We start from the raw sequence: 12378 nt of genomic DNA, 5'->3' as shown, positions 1-12378 counted from the left end.
GGCTCGCCGACCATGAGGGCGCCCGCGTCGACTGGCTGCCGGTGGACGAGGTGGGCCGCGTCCACCCGGAGGTCCTGCGCGAGGCGCTGGGGGCCGGCGACGATGTGGCGCTCACCACGGTGATGTGGGCCAACAACGAGGTCGGGACCGTCCAGCCCGTCGCGGAACTCGCCGCCGTCGCCCGCGAGCACGGCGTCCCGCTGCACACCGACGCCGTCCAGGCCGCCGGCCAGTTGCCCGTCGGGTTCGCCGCGAGCGGCGCGCAGGCCCTGACCATTACCGGCCACAAGCTCGGCGGCCCGATCGGCGTGGGCGCGCTGCTGCTCGCCAAGCCCAAGGAGCCGGTGTTCCTCGACCCGGTGCCGCTGCTGCACGGCGGCGGGCAGGAGCGCGACGTCCGGTCCGGGACGCTCGACGCCCCCGCCATCGCCGGATTCGCCGCCGCCGTCCAGACCGCCGTCGCCCGCCGCGAGGCCGAGACGCGCCGCCTCGCCGACCTGCGCGACCAGCTGATCGGGGCGGTGTGCGCCGCCGTGCCCGGCGCGATCCTCAACGGCGACCCGCTGGACCGGCTCCCCGGCAACGCGCACTTCTCCTTTCCCGGCTGCGAGGGCGACGCCCTGCTCATGCTGCTGGACGCGCGCGGCATCGCGTGCTCCACCGGGTCCGCGTGCTCGGCGGGCGTGTCGCAGCCCAGCCACGTCCTGCTCGCGATGAACGCGAGCCCCGAACGCGCCCGCGGCTCGCTGCGCTTCACCCTCGGCCACACCTCCACGGAGGCCGACGTGAAGGCCCTCGCCGACGCCATCGGCCCGGTCGTCGAACGCGCCCGCCGCGCCGGTCTCAGCTGACCGCCCCGGGTTTGACCGTTTCCTGAACGGGGACAGCGTTGCCGTTCAAGGAAGGCGGCACGATGACCACCGACGTCGAAGGCGGCGCAGTACGGCAGGCGGGCCGCAAGGCCGCCGGGCATCCCTGGTTCCACCGCATGTCCCGCGTGGGACTGGCCGCGCGCGGCCTCCTCTACCTGCTCATCGGATGGCTCGCCCTGCAGGTCGCCTTCGGCGACGGCGGCCGGGAGGCCGACCGGAAGGGCGCGCTGCAGTCCGTCGCGGACAAGCCCGGCGGCCCGGTCGTCCTCGGGCTGATGGCGGCCGGTTTCGCCGCGCTCGCCCTCTGGCAGTGCGCCGAGGCCCTGTACGGACGACCGGTACCGGACGGCGACAAGCCGACCAAGCGCCTGTCCTCGGCGGCGCGCGGCGTCGTGTACACGTTCGGCTGCGGGGCGACGCTGGCGTTCCTGCTCGGCTACCAGGGCAAGTCGAGCGACCAGCAGTCCAAGACCCTCACCGCGCGGCTGATGGCCGAGCCGGGCGGCCGCTGGCTCGTCCTCGCGATCGCCGCGGGCTTTGTGATCTGGGGCGTCGTCGTGATGGCCGGCGCCGCCCGCCGCGGCTTCATGAAGGAGTTGAAGACCGCCGAGATGAGCGAGGCGGCGCGCCGCCTCGTCCAGCCGTTCGGCATCATCGGCAACGGCGCCCGCGGCCTGGTCGGCCTCGCCGTCGGCGGCTTCCTCGGCTACGCGGCCATCAGCTTCGAGCCGGACAAGGCCCGCGGTCTGGACGGCACCCTGCGCGAGTTCGCCGGCACCCCCGCCGGCGCCTGGGGCCTCGCGGCCGTCGCCCTCGGCGTGCTGACGTTCGGCCTCTACTCCTTCTGCGAAGCCCGCTACCGCAAAGTCGACGCCACCCGCTAGGGCTGGTAGGGGGCCAGGGCCTTCCAGCCGGGATCGCTGGTCGAGGCGACCTTGGCCTTGCCCTCCGGCCAGCCCGCGGCGAGCTGGTCGAGTTCGGAGACGACCCCCGATTCGGGGTCGGCGTACAGGTGGAAGACACGGATGCCGTCGCCGGTCTCGCGGACGGCGAGGACGGCGCGGGCGCCGAGCCTGGTGAGCTTCTTCTCGAAGGCGCGCAGCGCGCCCGCCGACGGCTCGACCGGCAGCCGGTCGGGGTTGCTGTTGGCGTACGGGACGGTGATCGCCACGTGCAGGTCGCAGAGCGGGTAGTCCTGGCGGTGCAGCGGGAACCGGGCGCCGAGCCGGGCGGGGTGCCCGCGCGGGGTGCGGCCCTCGCCGGTCAGCCAGGCGGGCTCGGCGAACGGCTCGGCGACCTGCTCGACGACCACGGGCAGCATCGACGGCGGCAGCGCGTCGATCGGCGCCTCCGTCGCGATCGTGACCTCGCCGATCCAGCGCGCCACGTCGTCCTCGCCGAGCGCCCAGTGCAGGACGTTCAGCGCCACCTGGAGCTGCTGCTCCGCGGCGACGAACAGGAAGTCGGGGTGGTAGGCGGTGATGTGCACGCGGGCACGGGCCGAGTCGGCGCGCATGCCGAACCGGACGTACTCAAGGTCGAACTCGTGGTCGCCGAGGATGAGGTCCTGGGACAGCATCTCGGGGTCGGCCTGCCGTGCCGGGTGGAAGCTCCAGCCGCCGGCCGCGGCGCCCGCCGGCGCGGCCCGCAGCCAGCGCTCGGTCAGGCCGCGCAGCTCGGGGTCGCCGCCGCCGGTCACGGTCAGCGACGGCGTCCGGTCGTCGGCGCCGCCGATCTCCCACTGCAGCCCGGAGTGGATCCGGTGGACGCGGCGCGACAGCTCCTCGATCGTCTCCGCCGACAGTCCCTCGCCGGGCACGGCGGCCCCGGCCGCGTCGGCCCCGGCCGCGTCGGGCTCGGGCACGGCGGCGAGAGACGCCTCGATCGTCGGGCGGGCCTGCGCCCACCACTCCCAGAACTCGCTGATGGCGGGCGGCACGACGGCGGACGCCTCGCGCGGGCGGCGGAAGATTCCCATAGCGGCCCCAATCGTACGCGGAAATGCAGGCGGGGGACCGGGCCACGCCGCGTACGCTCGAAGGACTATGACTCTGCGTGTACTCGCCGCCATGTCGGGCGGCGTCGACTCCGCCGTGGCCGCCGCCCGCGCCGCCGAGGCCGGGCACGACGTCACCGGCGTCCACATGGCCCTGTCCAGCAACCCGCAGTCCTACCGCACGGGCGCCCGCGGCTGCTGCACCCTGGAGGACTCCCGGGACGCGCGCCGCGCCGCCGACGTGATCGGCATCCCGTTCTACGTGTGGGATCTCGCCGAACGGTTCCACAAAGACGTGGTGGAGGACTTCGTCAGCGAGTACGCCGCGGGCCGCACCCCGAACCCGTGCCTGCGCTGCAACGAGAAGATCAAGTTCGCGGCGCTGCTGGACCGCGCGATGGCGCTCGGCTTCGACGCGGTCTGCACCGGCCACTACGCGCGGCTGGACGGCGGCGTCCTGCGCCGCGGCGTCGACACGGGCAAGGACCAGTCGTACGTGCTGGCCGTCTGCACGCCCGGGCAGCTCGCGCACGCGATGTTCCCGCTCGGCGACACCACCAAGGCCGACATCCGGCGGGAGGCGGAGCGGCGCGGCCTCCAGGTGGCCGACAAGCCGGACAGCCACGACATCTGCTTCATCGCGGACGGCGACACGCGCGCCTTCCTCGCCGAGCGGCTCGGCACGGCACCCGGCCCGATCGTCGACACCGACGGCACCGAGGTCGGCGAGCACGACGGCGCCTACGCCTACACGATCGGGCAGCGCAAGGGCCTGCGGCTCGGCACCCCCGCGCCGGACGGGCGCCCCCGCTACGTCCTGGACATCTCCCCGGTGACGAACACGGTGACGGTGGGGCCGCGCGACGAACTGGAGGTCCGCGAGATCCGCGGTGAGCGCCCGGTGTGGCTGAGCGACCGCCCGGACGGCCCGTTCGGCTGCCAGGTCCAGCTCCGCGCGCACGGCGAGGTCTACGACTGCACGGCCGAGCAGATCGGTGCCGAGCTGCGCATCGCCCTCGCCGCCCCGGCGCGCGGGGTCGCCCCCGGCCAGGCCGCCGTCCTGTACGCCGGCGACCGCGTCCTCGCGTCGGCCACGATCGTCGCCACGGCCCGCGTCCACGCCTGACCCGGCACGCCCGAGCGCCGTGGGGCCTTCGGACCGGGCCCGCAGGCGACACGCTCCGCGCCTCGGACCGGCTCGCGGAGCCGGTCCGATCTTCGCGCCGCTAGGGTTTCCGGTGTGACGAGTGACCTCCCGGGGCCGGGCTCCAGGCCCCCGACAGAGCCGGGTTGTCCCTGGCGGGCGGGGACGGCGACCGGCGTCGGATCGTATCCGGGGAACGACCCGGCCGAGGCGCTGCGGATCGTCCTCGGTGAGCTGCCCGAGCTGCCGCACCTGCCGGAGCTGCCCGCGCGCGGTCCCGGCGCCGACCTGACCGGGCGGACGGCCGGGCTGCTGATCGACATGCCGGTGCGGGTGGAGCCGTCCGGGTGGCGGTTCGCCGACCGCCCGGGACGCGACACGCAGCGCGCCCGCGACCACCTCGCCCGCGACCTGGACGTCCTGGAGGAGGTCGCGGGCGGCCACGACGGGCCGTTCAAGATCCAGGTGTGCGGCCCGTGGACCCTGGCGGCCACGATCGAGCTGCGCGGCGGCGACCGGGCGCTGAAGGACCCGGGCGCCGTCCGCGACCTGGCCGCCTCGCTCGCCGAGGGCGTCGCCGGGCATGTCGCGGACGTCCGCCGCCGGCTGCCCGCCGCGCGGATCCTGCTGCAGCTGGACGAGCCGGGCCTGCCCGCCGCGCTCGCCGGGACGGTCCCGACCGCCAGCGGGTTCGACCGGCTGCGCGCGATCGAGGAGCCCGTCGCCGAGGACACGCTCCGCACGGTGATCGAGACGGTCTGCGCGGACGACGCCGCGTACCCGCTCGTCCACTGCTGTGCCCGGAACGTCCCGTACGGTCTGCTGCGCCGCGCCGGCGCGAAGGCGATCTCGGTCGACCTGCGGCTGGTGCCGGAGCGCGACGACGACGCGGTGGGGGAGACGATCGACGCGGGGACCGGCCTGTTCCTCGGCGCGGTGCCCGCCACCGGCACCGTCCTGCCGTCCCTGCGGGCGACGGGCGAGCCGGTGCGGGGGCTGTGGCGGCGGCTCGGCTTCCCGCCCGCTCGGCTCGCCCGGCAGGTCGTGATCACCCCCGCCTGCGGGATGGCGGGCGCGTCGCCCCGCTACGTCCGCGACGTGCTCGAACGCTGCCGTGACACGGCCCGGATGCTTTACGAAGCGGCCGAATGAGCCGCCGCGAAATGTCGGACCCGACGGCGACAATAGGGGCATGACCATGAGCGACGGGGTTCCCGCAGAGGCGCGGCAGCGGCATCTTCGGCTGAGCGAGGAGCTCGAAGAGGCCAACTACCGGTACTACGTCCTCGACCGGCCGACGCTCTCGGACGCGGAGTACGACCGGCGGATGCGGGAGATCCGCGCGCTGGAGGAGCGGTATCCGGAGCTGGTCACGCCGGACTCGCCGACGCAGAAGGTCGGCGCGCCGATCATCACCGACTTCGCGACCGTCCGGCACCTGGAGCGGATGCAGAGCCTCGACAACGCGATGAACGCCGACGAGCTGCTCGCGTGGGACGAGCGGGTCGTCAAGGAGGTCGGCGAGGTCGCCGGCTACCTGTGCGAGCCGAAGATCGACGGGCTGGCGATCGCGCTCACCTACGAGAACGGGCGGCTGACCCGCGGGGTGACCCGCGGCGACGGGCGCACCGGCGAGGACGTCACCAACAACATCCGCACCATCGCCGACATCCCCGACCGCCTGTCCGGCGCGGGCTGGCCGGACGTGCTGGAGGTCCGCGGCGAGGTCTTCCTCCCGGTCACGGGGTTCGAGCAGGTCAACGCGGCGCAGGTCGAGGCGGGCAGGGAACCGTTCGCCAACCCGCGCAACGCGGCGGCGGGGTCGCTGCGGCAGAAGGACCCGCGGGTCACCGCGCAGCGACCGCTCGGCATGCTCGTCCACGGGTTCGGCGCCTGGCGGGGCGGGACGCAGCCGCAGAGCCAGTCCGGGGCGTACGAGCTGATGCGCGGCTGGGGACTGCCGGTCAGCGACCGGTACAAGGTCGTCGGCGGGCTCGACGCCGTCCGCGAGTACATCACCGGGTACGGCGAGAACCGGCACGGCCCCGCGTACGAGATCGACGGCGTCGTCGTCAAGGTCGACCAGTTCGCGCTGCAGCGGCGGCTCGGGTCGACGAGCCGGGCGCCGCGCTGGGCGATCGCGTGGAAGTACCCGCCGGAAGAGGTCAACACCAGGCTCCTCGACATCAAGGTCGGTGTGGGACGGACCGGGCGCATCACCCCGTACGGCGTGATGGAGCCGGTGAAGGTCGCCGGATCGACCGTCGACCGCGCCACGCTGCACAACGCGGGCGAGGTCAAGCGCAAGGGCGTGCTGATCGGCGACACCGTCGTGCTGCGCAAGGCCGGCGACGTGATCCCCGAGATCGTCGCGCCGGTGACCGGGCTGCGGGACGGCTCGGAGCGCGAGTTCGAGATGCCCTCGCACTGCCCCGAGTGCGGGACGGAGCTGGCGTACGAGAAGGAGGGCGACGCCGACATCCGCTGCCCGAACGCCCGGTACTGCCCCGGTCAGCTCCGCGAGCGGGTGTACTTCGTGGCGAGCCGCAACGCGCTCGACATCGAGGCGCTCGGCTACGTCGGGGCGACCGCGCTCACGCAGCCGCTGGAGCCGGCCGATCCGCCGGTGAAGAACGAGGGAGACCTGTTCCACCTGACCGTCGAGCAGCTTCTGCCCATCAGGAGCCTGGTGCTCGACCCGAAGACGGGGACGTCCAAGACCGATCCGAAGACCGGCGAGCCCAAGGTGGTGTCGTTCTTCGCGAACAAGGAGGGCGAGCCCAAGAAGACCGTCGAGATCCTCTTCCAGGAGCTGGAGAAGGCCAAGCGGCAGCCCCTGTGGCGGGTGCTGGTGGCGCTGTCGATCCGGCATGTGGGGCCGTCGGCCGCGCGCGACCTCGCCCGCGAGATGCGCTCGATGGACGCGATCGCGAACGCGACGGAGGAGGAGCTCGCGGCGGTCGACGGCGTCGGCCCGACGATCGCGGCGTCGATCAAGAGGTGGTTCGCGGTCGGCTGGCACCGGGAGATCGTCGAGAAGTGGCGGGCCGCCGGCGTCCGGATGGAGGACGAGGGCGCGGCGGGCCCGCGCCCGCTGGAGGGCGTCACCGTGGTGATCACCGGCTCGCTGGAGGGCTACAGCCGGGACTCGGCGACCGAGGCGGTGCAGCGGCTCGGGGGCAAGGTGTCCGGTTCGGTGTCGAAGAAGACCGGCTTCGTGGTCGCGGGCGACAATCCCGGGTCGAAATATGACAAAGCCGTCAAGCTGGGCGTACCGCTCCTGGCGGAGGACGGCTTCCGGGTGCTGCTCGCCGAGGGGCCGGATGCGGCCAAAGACGTGACTTTGCGCGTCGACGCATGACACCGCGTGTTCCTGGGCGGTTTCACCAGTATCGCGTTACTCAGGGGTACACTTCAACTACCCTAGGGTGAGTGGTGAGTGTGATACGGCATAACGGAACGTGCGCAATCGGTTTCGCGAAGTTGAGCAGAGGCCGTACCCTCCCACTCATCGCGACCTACACCTGAATCTCCGGACGTAACGCCCGGGGGGCGTCCCCCGAGGTCGGGGAACGCCCGGTGCCGGGGGACGGCCCCCCGAACCCCCCGAGGATGTGATGAGGGACCCGAACAACACCCGGAACACGGCACCGCGCCGTGGCTCCCCGTTGTGGATCTACTTCGTCGTGGTCATCCTGCTCGGCGTCGCCGCCGGCGGGGCCGCGTTCTCCGGGCTGAGCGGCGCCGACGTGGACGCCCTCGTCAGCACGCCGGTGTTCTGGATCCTCGGCTGCTTCATCATCTTCGGCGAGCTGCGCCCGATCATCACGCCCGGCTCCACAGAGAACAACGGTGCCACGACCTCCACCACGTTCTCGTTCGCCGCGCTGCTGTACGCCGGGCTGCCGATCGCCGCGGCCCTCCAGGCCATCGCCGTCATCACCTGCGGGATCTTCAGCGGCCGGGCCCCGCACCGGATCGCCTTCAACGCCGCCCAGTACACCCTCAGCCTCGCCGCCGCCCAGCTCGTCCTCGCCCTGTTCGGCAACCTCGCCACCCCGTCCGACCTGTGGGTGCCGCACGGCTCCGACCTGCCCGCGATCGCGCTCGCCGGCGCCGTCTACTTCGCCTGCAACGACACCCTCGTCGGCGCCGCCGTCGCCCTGCACTCGCGGGTCTCCCTCGCCAAGGCGCTCCGCCTGGACCTCGGCTACCAGGTCCTCGTGCACCTGGCGCTGCTCGGTCTCGCCCCGCTGATGGTGGTGGCGATGGATCGCTCCGCCCTCTTCGTGCCCCTCATCCTCCTGCCGTTCATCGCCGTCTACATGAACGCCTCGGTGTCGGTGCGGCGCGAGCACCAGGCCCTGCACGACGGGCTGACCGGGCTGCCCAACCGCAAGCTGCTGATCGTCCGCACCGAGGAGGCGCTGGCCGAGGCGCGCGGCGCCGACCGGCGCCGTCCCCGCACCGCCGGGCTCGGGTCCCGCCGCCGCAGGCCGGCCGCCCCGCCGAACCACCGCGCCGGGCTGTTCCTGCTCGACCTCGACCGCTTCAAGGAGGTCAACGACACCCTCGGGCACCCCACCGGCGACCGGCTGCTGCAGCTCGTCGCGCACCGGCTCACCCACAGCGTCCGCCCCGGCGACCTCGTGGCGCGGCTCGGCGGCGACGAGTTCGCGGTGCTGCTGCCGTCCGTCCGGGACGAGGCCGCCGCCCGCGAGGTCGCCGCCCGGCTGCGCGCCGCGCTCAGCGAACCCGTCCGGCTGGACGGCATGTCGTTCGACCTGGAGGGCAGTGTCGGCATCGCGCTGTTCCCCGACCACGCGCCCGACTTCGAACTGCTCCTGCAGCGCGCCGACGTCGCCATGTACAACGCCAAGGAGGCCCGCAGCGGCGTCGAGATCTACTCCTCCGACAAGGACCGCAACTCCCCGGCCCGGCTCGGCATGCTCGGCGACCTGCGCCGCGCCATCGACCGCTCCGAGCTGGAGCTGTTCTACCAGCCGAAGATCTCACTGCGGGACGGCCACCTCGTCGGCATGGAGGCCCTGCTGCGCTGGCGCCACCCCGACCAGGGCGTTCTCGAACCCGAGGCGTTCCTGCCGATCGCCGAGCAGACGTACCTGATGCGCTCGATCACCCACCATGTCGTCACGGCCGCGCTCGCGCAGACCGCCGCCTGGTGGCGCGAGGACCTCGCCGTCCAGGTCGCCGTCAACGCCTCCGGCCGCGACCTGCTCGACACCGGCCTCACCGAGACCATCGAGGAGGGCCTGCTCGCCCGCGGCCTGCCCGCCGCCGCGCTCCAGCTGGAGATCACCGAGCGCATCCTGATGAACGAGCCCGCCTACGCCTCCGACACCGTCGCCGCCCTCGCCGACCTCGGCATCCCGCTCAGCCTGGACGACTTCGGCACCGGCTACTCCTCCCTCGTCCGGCTCAAGCGCCTCCCGGTCGAGGAGATCAAGATCGATTCCTCCTTCGTCCAGCGCCTCGCCGACTCCCCGGACGACGCCGTCATCGTCCGCTCCATCGTCGACCTCGTCCGCACCCTGGGTCTTCGCTCGGTGGCCGAGGGCGTCGAAGATCCCGCCACCGCCGAAGCCCTCCGCGACATGGGCTGCGACGCCGCGCAGGGCTGGCACTTCGGCCGCCCCATGGACGCCGAGACCGCCACCGACTGGCTCCGCCGGCACGCCCGCTCGTTCGCCCGGCCCGCCGCCCAGGCCCCCGGCGGCGCCTGACCCGCCCGGGGGCCGGGGGATTTGACAGACGCTCTCACGGGGTGTCGGGCGGGACGCTACGATCACGGGCCATGAACAATGCCGCGCGTGGAGTGATCCTCGCCCTGGCCCTGCTGGGCATGGGGTTCATGTTCTTCGGGATGCTGTCGTCCGCGACGGAGGAGGACTTCAAGGCCGAGGATCTGGCCGGGGTGCTGCTGGGCGGCTTCGGCATGCTCTCGTGCGCCGTGATGGGGGCCGCCGCCCTGGCCGGAATGAAGCCGACCCCGCCCACGCCGGTGACCTTCCCCCATCAGCAGCAGGGCGCCGTCCCGCCGTATGCGCAGCCGTATCCGCAACCGGGTGCCATGCCGCAGCCGGGGGCGGTGCCGCAGCAGTACGCGCCGCAGCAGCCGCCCCCGCCGCAGTGAGGATCAGTACCCGCGCCGGCGGGCCTCGTAGCCGTCCTCGTAGTACTCCTCGCGGACCACGGGCGCCGGACGGCGCTCGACCGAACGGCGCGCGGACACGATACGGACGATGCCGATGACGAGGCCGATCAGGCCGCCGATCATCAAGATCACGCCGACCAGCCGGATGTCGATGCCGCTGAACTCGTAGTTGACCGCGTAGGCCAGGATCGCGCCGATGATGATCAGCGCGATGCTGCCGCCGATGGTCACGGCGGTCTCCTCTCGTCGTCCCGGGGTGGACGAGACAAGCGTTCCCCGTATGCGGAGATGAAACGGCGTGCGGAGATCATGCCTGCGTAAACCGGTCGGGCGGCGAGGGCCCGGCCCATAGGATGGCCGGTGAACCCACTTCATCGCAGGAACGGTTTCGATCATGTCCGCCATCACCCGTGACGAGGTGTCGCACCTCGCCCGGCTGTCCCGGCTGGCGCTCGGCGACGATGAGCTCGACCATCTCGCCGCCCAGCTCGACCAGATCATCTCCGCCGTCGCGCGGGTGCAGGAGGTCGCCGCGCAGGACATCCCGCCCACCTCGCACGCGCTGCCGCTGACCAATGTCTACCGGGCGGACGAGGTGCGGCAGTGCCTCACGCCCGAGCAGGCCCTCGCCGCCGCGCCGGCCGCCGAGGAGCAGCGCTTCCGCGTCCCCCGGATCCTGGATGAGGAGGCTTGATGGAGCTGTTCAGGAAGGGCGCCGCGGAGCTCGGCGAGCTGCTGGCCGCCGGCGAGGTGTCGGCCGTCGAGGTGGCCGAGGCGCATCTGGACCGCATCGCGGCCGTGGACGGGCAGGTGAACGCGTTCCTGCACGTCGACCGCGAGACGACGCTGGCGCAGGCGCGGAAGGTGGACGAGCGGCGCGCGGCGGGGGAGGAGCTCGGCCCGCTGGCCGGGGTCCCCATCGCGCACAAGGACGTGTTCACCACCGTGGACATGCCCACGACCGCCGGGTCCAGGATTCTTGAGGGCTGGCGGCCGCCGTACGACGCGACCGTGACGGCGCGGCTGCGGCAGGCCGGGCTGGTGATCCTCGGCAAGACGAACATGGACGAGTTCGCGATGGGCTCGTCCACGGAGAACAGCGCCTACGGCACCTCGCGCAACCCGTGGGACCTGGAGCGCATCCCGGGCGGCTCGTCCGGCGGGTCGTCGGCGGCCGTCGCCGCCTATGAGGCGCCGCTGTCGACGGGCACCGACACGGGCGGCTCCATCCGGCAGCCCGCCGCCGTCACCGGCATCGTCGGGATGAAGCCGACCTACGGCGGCTCGTCCCGCTACGGCATCATCGCGTTCGCCTCGTCGCTCGACACGCCGGGCCCGTTCGCCCGCAACGTGCTGGACGCGGCGCTGCTGCACGCGGCGTTCAGCGGCCACGACCCGATGGACTCCACGTCCGTGGACGAGGCCGTCCCGCCGGTCGTGGAGGCCGCGCGGCACGCCGACGTTGACGGGCTGCGGATCGGCGTGGTGAAGGAGTTCGCCGGCGACGGCTACGAGCCCGGCGTGTCCGCCCGGTTCGCCGAGGCGGTCGAGCTGCTGGAGGCCCTCGGCGCGAAGGTCGTCGAGGTGTCCTGCCCGCACTTCACCTACGCGCTGCCGGCCTACTACCTGATCGCGCCGTCGGAGTGCTCGTCCAACCTGGCCCGCTTCGACGCGATGCGGTACGGCCTGCGCGTCGGCGACGACGGCGCCCGCAGTGCCGAGGAGGTCATGGCGCTCACCCGCGCCGAGGGCTTCGGGCCCGAGGTCAAGCGGCGCATCATGCTCGGCACCTACGCGCTGTCGTCCGGCTACTACGACGCCTACTACGGCAAGGCGCAGCAGGTGCGGACACTGATCAAGCGCGACTTCGAGGCCGCGTTCGAGCAGGTGGACGTGCTGGTCTCGCCGACCACGCCGACCACCGCGTTCCCGGTCGGCGAGCGTGCCGACGACCCGATCGCGATGTATCTGGCCGACCTGTGCACGATCCCGGCGAACCTCACCGGCAACGCCGCGATCTCGGTGCCGTGCGGACTGTCGGACGGCCTGCCGGTCGGCCTGCAGATCATGGCTCCGGTCCTCGGCGACGACCGCGTCTACCGCGTCGGCGCCGCCGTCGAGCGGGCCCTCGAAGACCGCTGGGGCGGCCCCCTGCTGGCCAAGGCCCCGGAACTGGTGGAGGCGAAGTGAC

The 12378-nt window shown here is 73.0% G+C and carries 11 protein-coding genes; 9 read left to right on the top strand and 2 right to left on the bottom strand.

Annotation, left to right across the window (positions count from 1 at the left end):
• The coding region (locus AF1_RS04810; protein WP_067793773.1) for a cysteine desulfurase family protein at positions 1-851 on the top strand (851 nt) is incomplete at its 5' end.
• A 62-nt stretch (positions 852-913) separates the two neighbouring features.
• Positions 914-1756, top strand: a complete 843-nt coding sequence (locus AF1_RS04805) for a DUF1206 domain-containing protein (RefSeq protein ID WP_067793772.1) — start codon at positions 914-916, stop codon at positions 1754-1756.
• Here the strand turns inward: AF1_RS04805 and AF1_RS04800 are convergent.
• Positions 1753-2850 (bottom strand): DUF695 domain-containing protein, encoded by a 1098-nt coding sequence (locus tag AF1_RS04800; RefSeq protein WP_067793771.1) that lies wholly within the window; start codon positions 2848-2850, stop codon positions 1753-1755. The two genes, AF1_RS04805 and AF1_RS04800, sit on opposite strands and share 4 nt — an antisense overlap.
• 67 nt (positions 2851-2917) lie before the next feature.
• Here AF1_RS04800 and mnmA point away from each other — a divergent pair, with 67 nt between their 5' ends.
• From mnmA to AF1_RS04775, 5 genes are all read left to right on the top strand, one after another.
• The gene (gene mnmA, locus AF1_RS04795; protein WP_084262451.1) at positions 2918-3994 is read left to right on the top strand and encodes a tRNA 2-thiouridine(34) synthase MnmA; all 1077 of its coding nucleotides are present in this window, start codon (positions 2918-2920) and stop codon (positions 3992-3994) included.
• Between the two features lie 114 nt (positions 3995-4108).
• Positions 4109-5164, top strand: a complete 1056-nt coding sequence (locus tag AF1_RS04790; RefSeq protein ID WP_067793769.1) for a methionine synthase — start codon at positions 4109-4111, stop codon at positions 5162-5164.
• A 40-nt stretch (positions 5165-5204) separates the two neighbouring features.
• Positions 5205-7373 carry an NAD-dependent DNA ligase LigA gene (ligA, locus tag AF1_RS04785; RefSeq protein WP_067793768.1) on the top strand — a complete coding sequence of 723 codons (2169 nt, stop codon included), beginning with the start codon at positions 5205-5207 and terminating at the stop codon, positions 7371-7373.
• A gap of 256 nt (positions 7374-7629) precedes the next feature.
• Positions 7630-9756 (top strand): putative bifunctional diguanylate cyclase/phosphodiesterase, encoded by a 2127-nt coding sequence (locus AF1_RS04780; protein ID WP_067793767.1) that lies wholly within the window; start codon positions 7630-7632, stop codon positions 9754-9756.
• 71 nt (positions 9757-9827) lie between these two features.
• A complete protein-coding gene (locus AF1_RS04775; protein ID WP_131732898.1) occupies positions 9828-10166 on the top strand; it encodes a hypothetical protein in 339 nt (112 codons plus the stop codon).
• 3 nt (positions 10167-10169) lie between these two features.
• Here AF1_RS04775 and AF1_RS04770 read toward each other — a convergent pair whose 3' ends face one another.
• Positions 10170-10418: a DUF6458 family protein gene (locus tag AF1_RS04770; protein WP_067793765.1), complete on the bottom strand. Its 249-nt coding sequence runs from the start codon at positions 10416-10418 to the stop codon at positions 10170-10172.
• Between the two features lie 163 nt (positions 10419-10581).
• On the opposite strand from AF1_RS04770, the gene gatC reads away from it, so the two are divergent.
• Together gatC and gatA are read left to right on the top strand one after the other, a co-directional pair.
• Complete coding sequence (gatC, locus tag AF1_RS04765; protein ID WP_067793764.1) at positions 10582-10881, top strand: Asp-tRNA(Asn)/Glu-tRNA(Gln) amidotransferase subunit GatC; 300 nt, start codon at positions 10582-10584, stop codon at positions 10879-10881.
• Positions 10881-12377 (top strand): Asp-tRNA(Asn)/Glu-tRNA(Gln) amidotransferase subunit GatA, encoded by a 1497-nt coding sequence (gatA, locus tag AF1_RS04760; protein ID WP_174548816.1) that lies wholly within the window; start codon positions 10881-10883, stop codon positions 12375-12377. The genes gatC and gatA overlap by 1 nt, the downstream gene beginning before the upstream one ends.
• Position 12378: the final 1 nt, after the last annotated feature.

This window comes from Actinomadura formosensis NBRC 14204 (assembly GCF_001552155.1).
Classification (GTDB): Bacteria; Actinomycetota; Actinomycetes; order Streptosporangiales; family Streptosporangiaceae; genus Spirillospora; species Spirillospora formosensis.
This window is presented reverse-complemented; position numbering and strand designations above follow the sequence as displayed.